Annotated in this window: 16 protein-coding genes and 1 tRNA gene; 10 read left to right on the forward strand and 7 right to left on the reverse strand. The window is 71.6% G+C overall.

Going from position 1 to position 18,156, the window contains the following annotated elements:
• Positions 1–20 precede the first annotated feature (20 nt).
• Together E0D90_RS13105 and E0D90_RS13110 are read right to left on the reverse strand one after the other, a co-directional pair.
• On the reverse strand, positions 21–1,154 hold the full coding sequence (locus tag E0D90_RS13105) for a lipid II:glycine glycyltransferase FemX (RefSeq protein ID WP_103500438.1): 1,134 nt from the start codon (positions 1,152–1,154) through the stop codon (positions 21–23).
• Between the two features lie 272 nt (positions 1,155–1,426).
• Positions 1,427–1,744, reverse strand: coding sequence for a hypothetical protein (locus E0D90_RS13110; RefSeq protein ID WP_130798203.1), 318 nt, complete (start codon positions 1,742–1,744; stop codon positions 1,427–1,429).
• Between the two features lie 223 nt (positions 1,745–1,967).
• Here E0D90_RS13110 and rpsF point away from each other — a divergent pair, with 223 nt between their 5' ends.
• From rpsF to rplI, 4 genes are all read left to right on the forward strand, one after another.
• Positions 1,968–2,258 (forward strand): 30S ribosomal protein S6, encoded by a 291-nt coding sequence (gene rpsF, locus E0D90_RS13115; RefSeq protein ID WP_103500436.1) that lies wholly within the window; start codon positions 1,968–1,970, stop codon positions 2,256–2,258.
• A gap of 128 nt (positions 2,259–2,386) precedes the next feature.
• A complete protein-coding gene (locus E0D90_RS13120; RefSeq protein WP_130798205.1) occupies positions 2,387–2,995 on the forward strand; it encodes a single-stranded DNA-binding protein in 609 nt (202 codons plus the stop codon).
• A 95-nt stretch (positions 2,996–3,090) separates the two neighbouring features.
• On the forward strand, positions 3,091–3,327 hold the full coding sequence (gene rpsR, locus E0D90_RS13125) for a 30S ribosomal protein S18 (protein ID WP_003978893.1): 237 nt from the start codon (positions 3,091–3,093) through the stop codon (positions 3,325–3,327).
• A gap of 16 nt (positions 3,328–3,343) precedes the next feature.
• A complete protein-coding gene (gene rplI / locus E0D90_RS13130; protein ID WP_103502295.1) occupies positions 3,344–3,793 on the forward strand; it encodes a 50S ribosomal protein L9 in 450 nt (149 codons plus the stop codon).
• A gap of 272 nt (positions 3,794–4,065) precedes the next feature.
• On the opposite strand, the gene E0D90_RS13135 is transcribed toward rplI, so the two are convergent.
• Entirely contained in the window at positions 4,066–5,673 is a 1,608-nt protein-coding gene (locus tag E0D90_RS13135) for an MATE family efflux transporter (RefSeq protein WP_227870189.1), read from the reverse strand.
• Between the two features lie 479 nt (positions 5,674–6,152).
• On the opposite strand from E0D90_RS13135, the gene dnaB reads away from it, so the two are divergent.
• From dnaB to E0D90_RS13150, 3 genes are all read left to right on the forward strand, one after another.
• Positions 6,153–8,252: a replicative DNA helicase gene (gene dnaB, locus E0D90_RS13140; protein ID WP_227870190.1), complete on the forward strand. Its 2,100-nt coding sequence runs from the start codon at positions 6,153–6,155 to the stop codon at positions 8,250–8,252.
• A gap of 497 nt (positions 8,253–8,749) precedes the next feature.
• The gene (locus E0D90_RS13145; RefSeq protein ID WP_103502296.1) at positions 8,750–9,313 is read left to right on the forward strand and encodes a sigma-70 family RNA polymerase sigma factor; all 564 of its coding nucleotides are present in this window, start codon (positions 8,750–8,752) and stop codon (positions 9,311–9,313) included.
• Positions 9,300–10,091 carry a hypothetical protein gene (locus E0D90_RS13150; protein ID WP_130798207.1) on the forward strand — a complete coding sequence of 264 codons (792 nt, stop codon included), beginning with the start codon at positions 9,300–9,302 and terminating at the stop codon, positions 10,089–10,091. The genes E0D90_RS13145 and E0D90_RS13150 overlap by 14 nt, the downstream gene beginning before the upstream one ends.
• A gap of 130 nt (positions 10,092–10,221) precedes the next feature.
• Here E0D90_RS13150 and E0D90_RS13155 read toward each other — a convergent pair.
• Positions 10,222–10,311, reverse strand: a tRNA-Ser gene (locus E0D90_RS13155).
• A 72-nt stretch (positions 10,312–10,383) separates the two neighbouring features.
• On the reverse strand, positions 10,384–11,946 hold the full coding sequence (locus E0D90_RS13160) for a S1C family serine protease (RefSeq protein ID WP_227870191.1): 1,563 nt from the start codon (positions 11,944–11,946) through the stop codon (positions 10,384–10,386).
• 395 nt (positions 11,947–12,341) lie between these two features.
• Here E0D90_RS13160 and E0D90_RS13165 point away from each other — a divergent pair, with 395 nt between their 5' ends.
• The 3 genes from E0D90_RS13165 (at position 12,342) to E0D90_RS13175 (ending at position 15,305) form a co-directional block, all read left to right on the forward strand.
• Positions 12,342–13,208 (forward strand): glycerophosphodiester phosphodiesterase, encoded by an 867-nt coding sequence (locus E0D90_RS13165; RefSeq protein ID WP_130798211.1) that lies wholly within the window; start codon positions 12,342–12,344, stop codon positions 13,206–13,208.
• 161 nt (positions 13,209–13,369) lie between these two features.
• On the forward strand, positions 13,370–13,792 hold the full coding sequence (locus E0D90_RS13170; protein WP_103503129.1) for an ATP-binding protein: 423 nt from the start codon (positions 13,370–13,372) through the stop codon (positions 13,790–13,792).
• Positions 13,793–14,336: 544 nt separating this feature from the next.
• On the forward strand, positions 14,337–15,305 hold the full coding sequence (locus E0D90_RS13175; RefSeq protein ID WP_103503130.1) for a DUF5926 family protein: 969 nt from the start codon (positions 14,337–14,339) through the stop codon (positions 15,303–15,305).
• Between the two features lie 290 nt (positions 15,306–15,595).
• Here E0D90_RS13175 and E0D90_RS13180 read toward each other — a convergent pair whose 3' ends face one another.
• Both E0D90_RS13180 and E0D90_RS13185 read right to left on the reverse strand, forming a co-directional pair.
• A complete protein-coding gene (locus E0D90_RS13180) occupies positions 15,596–16,204 on the reverse strand; it encodes a hypothetical protein (RefSeq protein ID WP_227870192.1) in 609 nt (202 codons plus the stop codon).
• Between the two features lie 356 nt (positions 16,205–16,560).
• Positions 16,561–17,259 (reverse strand): bifunctional DNA primase/polymerase, encoded by a 699-nt coding sequence (locus tag E0D90_RS13185; RefSeq protein ID WP_103503132.1) that lies wholly within the window; start codon positions 17,257–17,259, stop codon positions 16,561–16,563.
• Positions 17,260–18,156 lie beyond the last annotated feature (897 nt).

Raw genomic sequence — 18,156 nt, forward strand, 5'->3', positions numbered from 1 at the left:
GGGCAGGGGTGGGCCGTACGTCAGCGACGCGACATGTAGATGTCGAGCGCCTTGTGCAGCAGCTTGTTGAGCGGGAAGTCCCATTCGCCGAGATACTCGGCGGCTTCCCCGCCCGTACCGACCTTGAACTGGATCAGTCCGAACAGGTGGTCGGTGTCCTCCAGGCAGTCGCCGATACCGCGCAGGTCGTACACCTGCGCGCCGATGGCGTGCGCGTCGCGCAGCATCTGCCACTGCATCGCGTTGGAGGGCCGCACCTCCCGCTTGTGGTTGGCGGAGGCGCCGTAGGAGTACCAGACGTGTCCGCCGACGATCAGCATCGTCGCCGCGGCGACCGCCTCACCCTCGTGCTTCGCGAAGTACAGCCGCATCCGCGGCTCCTCCCCGCGACCGGCCGTCTCGGCGTTCAGCGCCTGCCACATCTGCTGGAAGTAACTCAGCGGGCGCGGGCGGAACTTGTCACGCTCGGCCGTCACCTCGTACAGCTGCTGCCACAGGGCCAGGTCGTCGTAGCCGCCGCGCACCACCTCGACGCCCGCCTTCTCGGCCTTCTTGATGTTGCGCCGCCACAGCTGGTTGAACTCCTTGTGGACCTCCTCCAGGCTGCGTCCGGCCAGCGGGATCTGGAAGACGTAGCGGGGCTGCACGTCGCCGAAGCCGGCGCCGCCGTCCTCGCCCTGCTGCCAGCCCATCCGCCGCAGCTTGTCCGACACCTCGAACGCGCGCGGCTCCAGGAACGTCGCCTCGACATCACGCAGCCGCTTGACCTCGGGGTTCTGGATGCCGGCCTTGATCGCCTTCGCGTCCCATCTGCGGATCACCACCGGCGGGCCCATCTTCACCGAGAACGCGCCCTGCGCCTTGAGGTGCGCCAGCATCGGCTGGAGCCAGTCCTCGAGGTTGGGGGCGTACCAGTTGATCACCGGGCCCTCTGGGAGGTAGGCCAGGTACCGCTTGACCTTCGGCAGCTGCCGGTAGAGCACCAGGCCGACGCCGACGAGCTTGCCGTAGGAGTCGTACCAGCCGAGCGACTCGGAGCGCCATTCGGACTTCACGTCCGCCCACGCCGGGACCTGCATGTGGCTGGCCGAGGGCAGCGAGCGGATGTACGCCAGATGCTGCTCGCGGCTGATCGTCCTCAGGGTCAGGCTCATACGGGCGCTCCTCCGGCGGCACTTGGCGCTCAGCAACATCACGTGGATACGGCGGCAGCCTCGGGGGCTCCCCGCCGGAAGCCTACTGCCGCCGGGCGCGCGGGCCGTCGCTGCCGTGCCCGTCGCCGGAGGTAACCGGGGCGCGCCCGGTCGGCCGGACGGGGCGCATGGCCTCCGACGCCCGGCCGCCGCGGCGCTTCACGGGTTCCCTGTTGCCAGGCTCCCCGGCTCCCGTGGGGCCCGGCTCTCCCGGGGTCCCACGGCTCCCCGGGTCAGCCGAGGACGCCGCCGAAGAGCCCGCCGTGGGCCATGCCGAGGTAGAAGCCGACGGCGGCCGCCCCCAGCCCGAGCACGGTGACGAACCGCTCGGCGGTGGTGACCGACAGCATCTGTCCGGACGCCCCGGTGACGATTCCGGCCAGGCCGGCCCACGAGGCGATCAGATGGAGTCCGGGGAAGAAGGCGGTGATCAGGGCCAGCAGGCCCAGTACCGCGGTGACGACGGCGAGGGCGTTCTCCCTCGGGTGGGGGTTGCCGTCGGTGTTGAAGAAGGACAGCGGGGAGCGGTGTCCGTGCACTGCCTGAGCCATGGGGCACCTCCAGGCGTGGGCCGTATGACCGTGAGCCGTATAACACAGAGTGTGGCGGCTTCTGGGCGGATTTCAACCGGAGCGGTGGCAGCGGGTACGCTGAGCCGTCCGTGTCGTGTCGTCCGCTCGTGGATTCGAGCCGGTGGACGCGGTACGGCAACGCATTTGACCCTCCTGCCACGGATCGTCCGTGGCCGCTGAGTCCAGAGGAGGTGGGTTCCACATGCGTCACTACGAGGTGATGGTCATCCTCGACCCCGATCTTGAGGAGCGCGCTGTCGCCCCCCTGATCGAGACCTTCCTTACCGTGGTCCGTGAGGGCGACGGCAAGGTCGAGAAGGTCGACACCTGGGGCCGTCGTCGTCTCGCCTACGAGATCAACAAGAAGCCCGAGGGCATCTACGCCGTGATCGACGTGCAGGCCGAGCCCGCACTGGTCAAGGAACTCGACCGTCAGATGGGCCTGAACGAGTCGGTCCTGCGGACGAAGGTCCTCCGTCCCGCCATTCGGTGAGCCCAGCTCATCCGTGACACGGGCCCACGGGCCCGGACGGTAACCGGGTAGTCCAGCCGGCGAGTGGTGTCAGAGCCACCCGTCATCATCGCAGCAACTGCAGTTAGCACCCGCCGAGAGGTTCACCCATGGCAGGCGAGACCGTCATCACGGTCGTCGGCAATCTCGTCGACGACCCCGAGCTGCGCTTCACCCCCTCCGGTGCGGCGGTCGCGAAGTTCCGTGTCGCGTCCACCCCGCGCATCTTCGACCGGCAGACCAGCGAGTGGCGGGACGGCGAGAGCCTGTTCCTGACCTGCTCGGTCTGGCGGCAGGCCGCGGAGAACGTGGCCGAGTCCCTCACCAAGGGGACCCGCGTGCTCGTTCAGGGCCGGCTGAAGCAGCGGTCCTACGAGGACCGGGAGGGCATCAAGCGCACGGTCTTCGAGCTGGAGGTCGACGAGGTCGGCCCCAGCCTGCGCAACGCCACCACCAAGGTCACCAAGACCTCGGGGCGCGGCGGCGGCCAGGGCGGCGGTGGCGGCTTCGGCGGAGGCGGCGGCCAGCAGGGTGGCGGCGGCTGGGGCGGCGGCCCCGGCGGCGGTCAGCAGGGTGGCGGCGGCGGCCAGCAGGGCGGCGACCCGTGGGCCACCGGCCCCGCGGGCGGCGGCCAGCAGGGCGGCGGCGGTGGCGGAGGCGGCTGGGGCGGCGGCCCCGGCGGCGACTCCGGCGGCTACTCGGACGAACCCCCCTTCTGAGGCCCACGGGCCTCGTGGCGGCCCCGGGGCGACCCGGGCCCGCGGAGGGAAGCAGGGTTCATCCCACTTCTTGAGCGATTCAAAGGAAAGAGACCATGGCGAAGCCGCCTGCACGCAAGCCGAAGAAGAAGGTCTGCGTGTTCTGCAAGGAGAAGATCTCCTACGTCGACTACAAGGACACGAACCTGCTGCGGAAGTTCATTTCCGACCGCGGCAAGATCCGTGCCCGCCGGGTCACCGGCAACTGCACCCAGCACCAGCGTGACGTCGCCACGGCCGTGAAGAACAGCCGTGAGATGGCGCTGCTGCCCTACACCTCCACCGCGCGCTAAGGAAGGGTGACACAACATGAAGATCATCCTGACCAGCGAGGTCTCCGGCCTCGGCGCGCCCGGCGATGTCGTCGAGGTGAAGGACGGGTACGCCCGTAACTACCTGCTCCCGCGCAACGTCGCCATCCGGTGGACCAAGGGCGGCGAGAAGGATGTCGAGCAGATCCGTCGCGGTCGTCGCATCCGCGAGATCGCCACGATCGAGCAGGCCAACGAGGTCAAGGGCCGGCTCGAGGGTGTCAAGGTGCGCCTGAAGGTCCGCGCCGGCACCGGCGGTCGCCTGTTCGGCTCGGTCACCCCGGCCGACATCGTCACCGCGGTGAAGCAGGCCGGTGGCCCCGAGTTCGACAAGCGTCGTATCGAGCTCGGCCACCCGATCAAGAGCCTGGGCGTTCACCAGATCTCGGTCCGGCTGCACCCCGAGGTCACCGCCAAGGTGGGCCTTGAGGTCAACGCCGCCAAGTGATCCGCGCGGTCACCCCGGATTGACCGGGGTGGTCACCGGTTCCGGTGACCGGGACGGGCGGCCGCTTGACGGCCGCCGGGATGCCCGGCAGCCGGAACCGACAGCGGTTCCGGTAGCACTCACGGAAGGGCGGTACCCCGCAGCCTGCGGGGTACCGCCCTTCCGGCTGTCCGGAGCGGGCGGGGGCGCTGCGTCGTGGGGCGGCGACCGTGGCTCAGGTGCTCAGGTGCTCAGGTGCTCAGGTGCTCAGGTGCTCAGGTGCTCAGGGGCGTTCAGGCCCGGACGGCGCCGGTGACCAGCCAGCGGCCCGTGCGGGTGCGCAGCCACAGCGTCAGCATCCGGGTGCCCATCATCAGCCCGGCGATCGTCCACCACAGTGCGCCGACACCCCCGCCGAGCACCGGCACCAGCAGCGCGACCGGCGCGAACACGATCAACGTAAGCAGCATGGCCCAGGCGAGGTACGGCCCGTCGCCCGCGCCCATCAGGACGCCGTCGAGGACGAAGACCACCCCGGCGACCGGCTGGGTGACCGCCACGATGAGCAACAGGACCAGAAGCTGGTCGCGCACCTCGGGGTCGGAGGTGAAGACGCGGAGGATCAGCGGGCTGCTCGCGGCGATCAGGGCGCCGAGCACCAGCCCGGAACCGATGCCCCACTGCACCATGCGGCGGCAGACCCGCCGCGCCCCGGCGGCGTCGCCGCCGCCGAGATAGCGGCCGATGATGGCCTGGCCGGCGATGGCGATGGCGTCGAGGGCGAACGCCAGCAGCGTCCACAGCGTGAGAGTGATCTGGTGCGCGGCGATGGAGACATCCCCGAACCGGGCGGCGACCGCCGTGGCGATCAGCAGCACGGCTCGCAGCGACAGGGTCCGGACCAGCAGTGGGGTGCCGGCCTTCGCACAGGCGCGGATACCGGCCGGGTCCGGCCGCAGCGACGCCCCGTGGCGGCGGGCCCCGCGCACCACGACGTACAGGTAGACGGCGGCCATGCCGCACTGGGCGATCACACTGCCCCAGGCCGAGCCGGCGACACCCCAGCCGAAGCCGTAGATGAGCAGGGCGTTGAGGCCCGCGTTGGCGGTGAAGCCACCGACGGCCACATAGAGCGGGGTGCGGGTGTCCTGGAGACCGCGCAGTACGCCGATGGCCGCCAGGACGACCAGCATCGGCGGAATGCCGAGGGCGCTGATCCGCAGATAGGTGATGCCGTGGGGAGCGGCGGTCGCGGAGGCCCCGAACGCCTCGATGAGGGCGGGAGCCGCGGGAATCACCACGGCCGCCGTCGCGACGCCGAGCAGCAAGGCGAGCCAGATGCCGTCCATGCCCTGGCGGATGGCGGCCGCGAGATCGCCGGCACCGACGCGGCGGGCCACCGCGGCCGTGGTGGCGTAGGCGAGGAAGACGAAGATGTTGACGCCGGTGGCGAGCAAGGCGGCGGCCACGCCGAGGCCCGCCAGTTGTGGGGTGCCGAGGTGGCCGATCATCGCGGAGTCGGTGAGCAGGAAGAGCGGTTCGGCCACCAGTGCGCCGAAGGCGGGCACGGCGAGCGCGAGGATCTCGCGGTCGTGGCGGCGCCGGGCGGCACGCTTTCCCCGGGGTGTGCCGTCGTGCGGGGGGTCGGTGGCGTTCGCCCCGGTGGTGCCGGTGCCGGTGCCGACGCCGACGCCGACGTCTGTGTCTGTGTCGACGACTGCCGCTGCCGGAGTGATGCCGCCGACCGCAGTGGGAGCGGGGGCGGTGGTCGGGGTGGCGGCCGTGGTGGTGGCCGTAGTGGCCGGGTCCGACGTGGTGCCGACCGCCGGGGGGCCCGGGTCCGGTGTGGTGCCGTGGTTCTGTTCGGCGTCGGCCGGGCGGCGGTCGGGACTGTGGGTCATGGGGTGATCCAAACATCCACAGGTAACGGATACAAGAGGGCTGGGGTCCTTACTTCGATCACAGAACGGTGTGATGGTCTGCGCCCATTGCCATGATCTTGTCGAGTTGCGAGAACTTTTTGTCGCGCACCGTCCGTGGATGACGTCATGCCTGGTCAGGAGGGGTTGTGTCGCAGGTTTTCGTGGTAGTCCACAGCGCTGTCCACCGACCCGTCCACAGGAATCGCCGGGTTATCCACAGGGTCTGATCAGACATCCACATGGTCCCCCTCCAACCTGTGGATAACCGGGTTGGGGGCAGGGGCCGACTAGGCGTAGCGTGGCTCCTCGCCTGTCTCCCCCGGTGCCTCCCGTACGGGCCCGCCGTGAACGCGGCAGGCTCCGGATCGCTGGGGTGTCGGTGCCGTGCCGTACCAATGGGCTGACGGCCGAAGCACGCGGCACGGGACCGAGTTCAGATTCCAGGAGGAGGCGGGGGCGTGACCGACCTTGAGCACACCGGGAGCGCCTGGGACGAGGCGGAGGTCTCCCGCCCCCGGCGCAACTCCGACGACAGCGGTGGCGGTGGTGGCGGCTATGACGGTGCGCCGGACCGCAGTTCCTTCGAACGCCTGCCACCGCAGGATCTGGAGGCCGAGCAGTCCGTCCTGGGCGGCATGCTGCTCTCCAAGGACGCCATCGCGGATGTGGTCGAGGCCCTGAAGGGCCATGACTTCTACAAGCCGGCGCACGAGACCATCTACGCCGCCATCCTGGACCTCTACGCCAAGGGTGAGCCGGCGGACCCGATCACGGTCTCCAACGAGCTGACCAAGCGCGGTGAGCTGGCCAAGATCGGCGGAGCCGGCTATGTCCACTCCCTCGTCCAGACCGTGCCCACGGCGGCCAACGCCGAGTACTACGCGGAGATCGTCCACGACCGCGCGGTGCTGCGCCGCCTGGTGCAGGCCGGCACTCGCATCACCCAGATGGGTTACGCGGCCGACGGCGACGTCGACGAGATCGTCAACTCCGCCCAGGCCGAGGTCTACGCGGTCACCGAGCAACGCACGGCTGAGGACTACCTGCCGCTCGGCGACATCATGGAGGGCGCGCTCGACGAGATCGAGGCCATCAGCAACCGCAGCGGTGAGATGACCGGCGTGCCCACCGGCTTCACCGACCTCGACCAGCTGACCAACGGACTGCATCCCGGCCAGATGGTGGTCATCGCCGCACGGCCCGCGATGGGTAAGTGCCTGGCCGCGCCCACCCTGGTGACCGAGGCGCGCAGCGGCGAACCGCTGACCATCGAGGAGTTCGTCCGGCGCGGCCGGGCCGGCGAGGCCCTGGAGATCGTCACCCTGACCGACGACTGGCGGCTGCGGGCCGTCCGCCCGTCCGACTTCATCCCCAACGGCCGCCGTTCGGTACTGCGCCTGACCACCGAGCGAGGGCGGTCGATCGCCGCCACCGCCAACCACCCGTTCCGGACGCTTCGTGGCTGGGTGCCGCTCTCCGAGCTGCGTCCGGGAGACCACCTCGCGGTGGTCGGCGACGCCGCGGATGCGGAGGGCGCTGCGGGAGCCGATGCCCCCGGCGGTGGGGAACTGCCCGCCGAGGTGCACGCGCTGATCGCGGAGGCCCGGTCCCGGGCCGCTCAGGTCGCCGGGACCGCCGGGTCCGCACTGCCGGCGGCCATGGATGAGCCGGCCGGCCCTGTCTCGCGTGACCGGCTGCTGGAGCTCGGCAAGGAACTCGACTGTGCCCGGCTGCGCGACCTCGCGCAGTCCGACATCCGCTGGGACGCCGTCGCCACGATCGTCCCGGACGGTGAGGACGAGGTCTACGACCTGACGATCGAGGGCACCCACAACTTCCTGGCCGAAGGCATCGTGGTCCACAACTCCACGCTGGCACTGGACTTCGCCCGCGCGTGCTCGATCAAGCACAACCTGCCCAGCGTCATCTTCTCGCTGGAGATGGGCCGCAACGAGATCGCGATGCGACTGCTCTCCGCCGAGGCACGGGTGGCGCTGCACCACATGCGGTCGGGTTCGATGACCGACGAGGACTGGAACCGGGTCGCCCGGCAGATGGCCGAGGTCAACGAGGCGCCGCTGTACATCGACGACTCGCCCAACCTCTCCATGATGGAGATCCGAGCGAAGTGCCGCCGACTCAAACAGCGCAACGATCTGCGGCTGGTCGTCATCGACTATCTCCAGTTGATGCAGTCCGGTGGCTCCCGGCGGCCCGAGTCCCGGCAGCAGGAGGTCTCGGAGATGTCCCGAAACCTGAAGCTGCTGGCCAAGGAGCTGGAGGTGCCGGTCATCGCGCTCTCACAGCTGAACCGTGGTCCCGAACAGCGCACCGACAAGAAGCCGATGGTCTCCGACCTCCGTGAGTCCGGCTCCATCGAGCAGGACGCGGACATGGTGATCCTGCTGCACCGCGAGGACGCCTACGAGAAGGAGTCGCCCCGCGCGGGTGAGGCCGACCTGATCGTGGCGAAGCACCGTAACGGTCCGACCGCCACCATCACCGTCGCCTTCCAGGGGCACTACTCCCGCTTCGTCAACATGGAAGGCGGCTTCTGAGGCCGTTCCTCAGCTCTCGGCGTGCCGCGCACTGCGCGGTGCCTGCCGCACGTGATGTTTCACGTGAAACTGGACTCTCGGTGATGAGCGACCGCCCCACTGCCGCCTCCCTCCTTGCCGGTTCGATGGGCATCCCGGACCGCTGTGAAGCAACCTCACGCGGTGACAGCACGTCAACTTCTGTACAGCCACAACGCTGTGGTGAAAGCCAGGGGTAAAAGTGATGCACACTTGGTCGCTCGCAGACGCCTTACGGACAGAGGTGGATGGTGCCGCCCCCGGGGCGGGACGTGTCCGCGCGCCGCTGGCCACGCGAGGGGAACCGGATTCTTGATGATCACCGCACGAGCCTCGGATCTGCCGATAGCCGCGTCGATACCCGCGGTCTTCGGGCGAGGCATCGTCCTGTTGACGCGTCGCCTGGCGGCGCTCGGGGTGCACACGGGACGTGAGGAACTTCAGCGCCGCAGCGACCACCCCCGGACGGGAGCCCGCAGATGACCAGCTCGGACCGATACCCGCCCAGTGCCCGCCCCGAGGTCGAGCTTCCCGTCGACCTTCAGGCGTTCCACCGGATGCACCGCCCGGTCTATGTCCGCTGGGCCGAGATGCAGCTCAACAGCCGCGCGGACGCGGAAGAGGCAGTCGACCAGGCACTCGAAGAGATCGCGTTGACCTGGGACGAGGTGCTGAGAAAACGCAATCCGGCCGGGTGGGCCTGGAGCGTCATGCGGAATCGGACCATCGATCTCGCCCGTGCGCGCGGGCGCCGTCCGGAGTCCGTCGGGACCGAGGTCTTCGACACTCTCGCCCTGCGTGAAGCCTCCGACCCCATCGCGCAGTTCGAGGAGACGATGAGTCTCCGGCAGGCGCTCTCCCGGCTCACCGAACGTCAGCAGGACGTGGTGATCCTGACCTACTACCTCGGCTATCCCTCGCACGAGGTCGCGCACCACTTGGGCATCACCGCTGCCGGCGCGCGGTCGCTGGCCCGGAACGCGCGGCGTGCTCTCCAGGAACTGCTGGAATCAGGGGAAGGGGAACACCGTGACCACCCTTGAGGAGATGCTGGAGCGCGCACTGCTCGCCGGCGCCCACTACACGGACGAGGAGATGCGGGCGGCGGAGCGTCGCCTGTCCGGCCGACTCGCCTCCTGCCGCGAGGGTGGCACCCACCTGGGCACCGGGCGGTGCACCGGCGCCGGGTCCCCGTCCAAGATGGGTTCGGCCGGCATGGGGCTGTCCGAGTCGGCGGGGCAGAGTCTCGCGGCGCTGTGCCAGGCGGTGCTGCGCGCGCACGGCTCCCTCCCTACCTTGCACCAGTTCGTCTCCGACTCGATGCCCGACCCCGCCGCCGCCCGGGTCCTGGGCTGTGTGCTCAGCCTGGCGGGGGCCGAGGACAGCGCGATGTTCTGGTGGCGCTACGCGGCCGGCGCCGGTGACCACATGGCCAGCTACTGCCTCTACCTGCAGCACCTGTCGTTCGGAGAGCCGGGCGAGGCCGAGATCTGGGTGACGAGTCGCACCGACAACGCCCAGGTCTCCCTGGCCCTCCGGGTCCTGCGCCTGTTGCGGGACAAGTTCGGCGACGACGGCGCGGTGCCGGAGCGGCTCACTCCCCTGCTGATCTACATTCCCGCGTCGCTGAGCTTTGTCGACGACGAGGATGTCGAGCTGCCGCTGCCCGACCCCGACTTCGTCGATCACATCGAGAGCCTGACCCGTTCCTACGAGCGCGCCTTCCGCGCCACCCACCGTTACCCGCCGCTGCCGGGCCGCTGCGCGCACAGCCGGGGTGGTGCCGCCTCCCACGGCGGTCGACGGCAGCAGAAGGTCTGACACCCGCGTCCGGGCGCCTCGGTGCGGCCCCGCCCGGCTCGGTCCGGTGGACGGCCTCAGCGCGCCGGGAACGACGAAGGGGTGCCCGTCGCTGACGGGCACCCCTTCGAACCGCTGGCGCTGTGACCGGTGGCGGAGGCTGTGGGATTTGAACCCACGGTGACGTCGCCGCCACGACGGTTTTCAAGACCGTTCCCTTAGGCCGCTCGGGCAAGCCTCCCCGCGCCGCTGTGGTGGGCGGCACCCCGACAGCGTAGCCGCTCCGTGGGGTGGCTCGCTGCCATCCTCACGGTCATTCCTGGTCGCCGACCCGGGAGTCGAGCGTGATGTCGGTGGTCTGCTCCCTGCCGCCCCGGACGTAGGTCAACTCGACGGTGGCGCCCGGCTCGTAGGTCCAGATCTCACTGATCAGGGTGGGGCCGCTGTCGATCATCCGGTCGCCGAACTTGATGATGGTGTCGCCCGGTTCCAGGCCGGCCGAGGCGGCGGGTCCGTCGGGGGTGACGGCCGGGTTCTCGGAGTCGCCGTCGGAGCTGATCTGGGCGCCCCCGGCGGAGTTCTCCGACATGTCCACCGAGACGCCGATCACGGCGTAGACCGGCTCGCCGTTCTCGATGAGGTCCTGGGCGACGCGCTTCGCCTGGTTCACGGGGATCGCGAAGCCCAGGCCGACGGAGCCCGCCTGCTGGCCCGGCGCTCCGGAGTTCGACTGGATGGCGGAGTTGACGCCGATGACCGCGCCGGAGGCGTCGAGGAGCGGTCCGCCGGAGTTGCCGGGGTTGATGGAGGCGTCCGTCTGCAGTGCGCTCATGTAGGAGGGGCGACCGCCCATGCCGTCGCTGGAGGCGACCGGGCGGTTCTTTGCGCTGACGATCCCGGTGGTGACCGTGCCGGACAGACCGTAGGGCGCGCCGATCGCGACCGTGGTGTCCCCGACGACGACCTCGTCGGAGTCGCCCATCGGCAGCGGCTTCAGATCGCGGTCGCCGGCGTCGACCAGTCGCAGCACGGCGATGTCGTACCCCTGGGCGCCGCCGACCAGTTCGGCCTCGAAGCTCTCGCCGTCGGAGAAGGTGGCGGTGAGCTGGCCGCCGCTCGAAGCCGCGGCGACGACGTGGTTGTTGGTGATGATGTGGCCCTCTTCGTCGTAGACGAAGCCGGTGCCGGTGCCGCCCTCGCGGTCGCCGTCGGCCTGGATGGTGACGACGCTCGGCAGTGCCTCTTCCGCGATGCCCGCCACCGACTCGGGGCTGCGTTCGCGGATCTCCTCACCGTTGGAGCTGGTGGTGGTGGAGTTCTTGTCGCTTCCGCTGTTGTCCGCCAGCAGGTAGCCGGCGCCGCCGCCGAGGCCGCCCGCGAGCAGTGTCACGGCGGCCACGAGGGCGAGCAGTCCGGTGCGGCGCCGGCGCCTCGGCGGGGGCGGGAAGGCCGTCCACGGGCCGTCCTGCCCACCCGGAGGTGGTGCGCCGGCGCCGGCGGGTACAGCGGCCGGCTGTCCGTGGTGCGCGGTGGCGGCGTTGGGGTCATAGGGGTCGTGTCGCGTCGCCGTCTGCTGCGGTCCGTAGGGCCCCGGCTGAGCGGGCCGGTCGGCAGGCCCGGCCGGCCCGGACGGCTGGTGGGCGGTGTCGGCGGGGGCGGTGTGACCGGCGGTGTGACCGGTGGTGTTGCCGGTGGCGCTGTCGGTGGGGTTTCCGGTGGTGTGACCGGTGGTGGGAGAGGAGACCGGCGGGGTCGGTGCGCCGGCCGGGGGAGGCGGCGCGGCGGCCGTCGGCCGTGCGGTGGGCGGCGCGGGCGGCGTCGGAGAGGTCGGCTCTGTGGGGCCCGGCGTGCCGACGCTTTCGTTTTCGCTGGTCACAGCTTTCTCCTCAGGTGCACGACAGGTTGGGGCCGTACGCCCCGGTCGGGACTCGGTCGGCACAGTCTTGCCCACGCGGTGTCAGTCGGAGGTAAACCCGGCAGCGCCCTGTCCGCACGGAGGGGGAACCGCCGGTCGCCCCCGCCGCACGTGAGTACGAGACCGGTCCGGTCGTTGCCGCGTACCCAGCTGCGGGAGCCCTACGCGGATTCTCGACCGTGGACGAGTTCCCCGATCCTGGACGAGGCCGGAGAACAGGGCAAAGTGGATTCAATCACCAGAAAAGTCTCCCGCCGGGGCCAGTTGTGGGAGTCATTCCGGGGCTCGGCCGCCGGACCCGCCGCGGCGGACGGGGCGTCACACGGTCGGCCACCCGGCGATGGGACGATACGCGGGTGACCGCCGACATCGCTGTGATCGCGCACCGCGGGGCCTCCGAGGACGCCCCGGAACACACCCTCGCCGCCTACCGGCAGGCGATAGCGGAGGGCGCGGACGCCTTGGAGTGCGACGTCCGGCTGACCGCGGACCAGCAACTGGTGTGCGTGCACGACCGCCGGGTGAACCGCACATCCAACGGACGCGGCGCGGTCTCGTCCCTGGAGCTCGCCGAGCTGGCGGAGCTGGACTTCGGCTCGTGGAAGGTGTCGGCCGGGGACGAGGAGCGGCCGGATCGCGCCGAGGCCGAGGCCGAGCCCGGCGGTCGCCGGGAGCGCTCGGCAGGCACTCGTTCCGATCACCCGGGGCTCACCGGTGGGGGCGGTCGTGACCCCGAGCGCACCACGGTCCTCACCCTGGAGCGGCTGCTGCGCCTGGTGGCCGAAACGGATCGACCGGTCGGACTGGCGATCGAGACCAAGCACCCGACCCGCTGGGCGGGGCAGGTGGAGCGCAGGCTGCTCGAGCTGTTGGACCGGTACCCGGTTCCGGGGGAGGTCCGGGTGATGAGTTTCTCCGCCCGGTCGTTGCAGCGGGTGCGGGCGGCGGCCCCCGACCTGCCCACGGTCTATCTGATGCACTTCCTGCTGCCCCGCTACCGCACCGGCCGGCTCCCGCGCGGCACGGGTGTGGCGGGGCCGAGCATCCGCGTGCTGCGCCGCGATCCGGGGTACGTGGCGCGGGCGCACGAGGCGGGGCACCAGGTCCATGTGTGGACGGTCGACGACCCCGCCGATGTGGAGTTGTGCGCGCGTCTGGGGGTAGACGCTGTGATCACCAATCGGCCGCGTACGGTGCGTGATCAACTTCGCGGACTTGCGTGAGCAAATACTCAGTAATATTTACCGCTTGTGTCGTGGCGCGTTCGCCTCGTATTCGTTCATTACGAACTCATCAACGTATCGCTGAGCGACGGTTTCCGGCCGGATGCCGAAGGGCATCCCTCCTTTGGCGTCAGGCAAAGGAGGTCTCGGGGGTGACGTTGATGGCGACACAGCAGGTATCGACGACATCGATCATGTCGGTCCCACACGGACCGTCGGGCGTCGGTGCGGCGAGACGGCGGATGCGCCAGGAGCTGCGTACCGGCGGAGCCGCGGAATCGGTGATAGACGACGCCGCACTGATTCTCTCGGAGCTGCTCAGCAACTCCTGCAGGCACGCGAAACCACTGATCCGCGAGGAGGTCCACGCGACCTGGGAGCGGAACGACCTCGGCGAGGTCACCATCTCGGTGACGGACGGCGGCGGACCGACACTTCCGTGCCCGGCGACGCCGTCGGTCACCGCACGCGGTGGACGCGGGCTGACGATCATCCGGTCCCTCGCCCGCGACTGGGGCGTCCGCGCGGCCGCCGCGCCGGGTGCCGTGACGGTCTGGGCGGTGATCTCCGGCGACGCCGACTAGGCTCGCCGACCGCAGGCAGGCGCCGCGGCCTTCCCACCCGCCCCGCGTGCTCGGCTCAGGGCCGAGCGCGGTCCGGGGCGGACCGGGTGGGTGCGCGGGTGGGTGCCCGGCCCCGGCCGGACCGCGGCCCGGCGCACCGCAGGTATTCCGAGCGGGTGCGAGCGCCGACGAACACGCAGGTCATCGTGGTGAGACGCGCTACGGGCGACGGCCTGGAGAAATCCTTCCGCGGGCGAGGCCCGCGCCCGCTTTCCACCGGCCCGGGCGCCCGGGTGGTCCGGGCGATTACAGTCCCTCTAGGCCCTGTCCCGGTGAATCCCGCCCGGCCTGCGACATCCGGCACGACGCCTCGCCGCGTTGTCCGTCCTCGCGGCGAGCGCGAACGGGGGCGTGGGAGGCGTGGGAGCGGCGCTCCGCGCGCCTCGCGATCCACCGGCCCGGACGCCGCCGGCGCCGGCGGCGCGATCCACCGGACAGAGCCCAGCGCTACACGCCGTCCACCGGCGCGTCATCGTCACACCGACTCAGGAGAGCCGTACCCGCCATGGCCAAGAAGCGCCGTCCCCAGACCAAGGCCAGCAAGCCGCAGCTCATCGACGGGGAGGTGCCCGTCGTCGGCGCCCGTGAACCCTGTCCCTGCGGCTCGCAGCGCCGCTACAAGGCCTGCCACGGCCGCGCCGCCGCCCAGGCCACCACCGAGCTGGTCCGCCGCCCCTTCGAGGGACTGCCGGGTGAGGGCGACTGGATCGCGCTGCGCGAGCTCGTCCCCGCCGCGACCGTCGAGCTGAAGCTCCGTGACGGCCTGCCGGAGGGCGTCCCCTCCGTCACCCTCGCGACCGTGCTGCCGCTGGCCTGGCCCGCGCTGCGCCGGCAGGACGGCAGCGTGCTGGTGGCGTTGCAGAACGACACCGCGACCGGTGACCTCAGCCGCGACCTGGCCGACGTGCTGCTGCGCGCGCTCAAGGCCGAGCCCGGCAACCCGGTGGCCGCCGAGCGCACCGGCCCGGACAGCCCCCGTCTCCAGGACGTGCTGGACGCCGACGCCCCGTTCGAGCCGGTGGTGCACTCCGGTTTCGAGTTCTGGCTGGACTCGGCCGACGACGCGTCGGCGCAGGTCGCCGCCTCCCTGGAACGCGCCAACGAGGCCGTCATCCCGACGGTGCGGCTCACCGGGGTGGACAGCGCCTACTGGTGCGAGGTGCCGGAGAAGAACCACCTGCGCTGGGTGATGCCGTACGCCGAGGACCAGCTGATCGACGCGCTGGCCCGCCTGCACGCCGCGGGTGAGTCGGGGCTGGGCGAGGGGACCCGGCTGGTCGGTTCGTTCCGGGCGCACGGACTGACCGTTCCGGTGTGGGATCTGCCGTCCTCGATGACGGCGGAGGAGTGCGAGAAGCCGGCCGCCGCGTTCGCCGAACGTCTGTCCGCGGCACTCGCCCGGACCGAGCCGCTGACCGCTTCGGAGCGGAGTGCGCGCAGTGGTCTGACGAACCGTCAGATCACTCTGAACTAAAGCTATTTGAGTTTTCACGGCGTTGTCCACAGGGGCGGTTACCGGCCGCCCCGGGCAGTGATTCCGGTCACAACCAGGCCGGTTCGCCGTCCGATCGGGGCCATTGTCGCGTCGTGGGATTTGCGAAACTCACAGGAGTTGTTACGGTCTGAGTGAGCCCGGTCGCTGGTGCATCCCCCGTCTCCAGCGGCCGGGTTCTTCTGTGCCCGAAAGCGCCCCGGACGGGGCGTCCACGGAGTGGTTCGCGGCCGTCCGGTGGGGCTTTCCCGGCGGGCCGTCCGGGGGAGCGGTCAGGTGCGGGTGGAGCCCGCCCGGACCAGCAGCCCGGCTCCGCTCCGGTCCGCCAGTTCCGCCATCGCCGAGTACGGCGCCCGCGCGGCGCCGTCGGGGACGGTCGGCTCGCGCGGCGTCTCGCACACGCCGGGGTCGTCGGAGGCCGGCACCTCGCAGCGCACCTCGACCGTCCGTCCGTCGGGCCGGAGCACGGTCAGCTCGCCGCGCAGCGTCTCGCCCGTGGTGTTGCGGAAGTAGACCCGTCCCCAGGTGTCCGGGCCCTCGGTCAGCACGCAGGTCCGCGCCTCGACGCCCTCCGGGGAGGTGATCTCCGGCCCGCAGAAGGCGCCGGAGGCGGCCCGGGGCCGCTCGGGGGCCTCGACGGTCTCCCTCTCCTCCCCGCGCCCGTTCTCGTCGGGCGCGGGCGCGGGCGCGGCGGTGCCGTCGCCGGGGCGAGCGGAGCTGTCGGAGGCGGCCAGGGAGCGGGCGGCGGTGTCGTCGGACGAGCGCGGTGCGCCGGAGGGGCCGGCCGTCGCGAAGGCCAACGGGAGGGCGAGAGCGAGGGCGACGGCGCTGGCCAGCGCCGTCGTGCGGAGATCGGAGGCGCGGGACGGGGACTCGTGCACGGGGGACCACCCTGCGGTAGCTGGGGGGACTCTTCGTTCGACCCGCCGAACATAGCGGGAAACCACCGGCCCGGATCGGGGCAGACCGGGGCTTCTCTCACATGTACGAACGGTTCTGACCCAGGCGGGTGAACCTTCCCTCTTCCCGCGTTACTCCGTTCGGGTGGGACGGTGAGCGCGCCGCGTGGCTCGCCGCCTCCCGCACACCACGCCCGCACGCCCCTCCCGCGCACCCCGCACCCCTCCGCGCACCCGCACGCCTCCGCCGCTCGCCAGAGCGAGAGCGGGGGCGTGGGCTTGCCCGGACGCGGACGCGGACGCGAACGTGGACGCGCAGCGGGCGTGGACGTGGACGGTCAGCGGCGGCTGCCGCGACCCGGCGCGGGCCGTTCCGTCGCCACCAGAGCGCGCAGCACGTCGGCGGCGGTCGGCAGCCGCGTGGGGCGGTGCACCGGGCCCGGCGGCCGGACCCAGCCGACCCGCCCGGCACCGGTCCACGCCGGCGGCAGTGCCAGATAGCCGCCCGGCCCGTGGAAGCGGAGCGCGGGCGGCAGTCGGCCGGGGGTTCCGCCCTCGGCGGCGGGTGCGTCGTCGACCTGCGCGTCGAGCAGGTCGCACAGCGTCTCGCCCAGCTCGGCGAGGTCGTACGGGGCGACCAGCAGGGTCAGCCGGTCCGCGGTCTCCAGCACCGGCCCGGTGCGGACGCCGAGCCGGTCCAGCCCGGTCAGCGCGCGGCGCCCGGCCGGCGCGGGGAGGCTCAGTCCGCACGGCCCGGGAGCGCCCGTGGCCAGCAGGATCGGTGCCGCGGGGCGTGCGGACCACCACCACTCGATCATCGACGGGTCGTCGGTGGCGGCCAGTAGCTCGGGGTCGCCGGGGTGCGCGGTGGGGGCCGGGCAGTCGGAGCGGCCGCAGTGGCAGCGGCCGTCGAGGCCGGTACCGACGGCGGGCAGGACGGGCCACTGCCGACGCGCGTAGTCCAACGCGGCGGCACGTGGCGTACGGCGGGCGCGGTGCTGCTTTCCTCTGTGCTGCTTTCCGCGGATCTCACGCATCAGCGTTCGTTCCTTTCCCTCGCACCCTGGGACCGGCACAGGGCTGGGCGGACACCATCACGTGGAACACCGAACTCGGTCATCACATACAACGGCGGCACTGTTCCCAGCTTGCGGTGCGCGAGGCCGGGCGGACACCTGGCGGACGGTGGCGATTGCGCAGCCGTCCGTCCATGTCGCGTCTCGCCCGCGCCCCGGGCCTTCCGGTGGTGAACCGGTCCGCGGTCATGGTTCGACGGTACCGGCCGGTGCCCTGCGGCACCGCCCGGGCGCCCGGTGGGACGGGCCGCCGCGTGCCGCTCGACGGCGGTGCGCGGCGCCGCGCCGTCGACCGTGCCGGTGGGCGCGGCCGGGGCGTGGTGCCCGGGACGGTATCGCACTCCGCGGCCCCACGCCGTACCGGCGACACGCCCGGTGCGCCACGACGCGCCCCTTACGTCGGCCGGCGCGGCCCGCGCGGGACGGTGCGGGTGCGGGCGGTGACGGGACATCACGGTCGAACGGTGCGGCGTGCGGTGCGGTGCGGTGCGGGTCGGTGCGGCCCGGCCGTGACGTGGCGAAGGCGGTGACGCGGTAAGGGCGGTGAAGGCGGTGACGCGATGGTGCGGGCGTGCTGCGGTCGTTCCGGCCTGGTCCGGGTCCCGTCCGTTCGCCGGCGCGGCGCTGACGGTGGTGGTGTGTCGCCGCTGTGGCGGTCGGCGGGGCGGACCTGATGGAGCGTGGTGTGCGGGGAACGGCCCGGGCCGGTGTGATGCCGGTCCGGGGTGGTGCTGTGCCCGGGGGCGAACGGTTCCGCCGCCTCCGTCGTCACATGTGAGTTCGGTGCCCGCCGCCGCGACCCGTCCGTCGCCCCCGTGGGAGGGGGCCGGGCGGGGGCCGCGGTGTGCGGGCACCTTC

The sequence above is a fragment of the Streptomyces otsuchiensis genome, from assembly GCF_004305975.1.
Taxonomy (GTDB): domain Bacteria; phylum Actinomycetota; class Actinomycetes; order Streptomycetales; family Streptomycetaceae; genus Streptomyces; species Streptomyces otsuchiensis.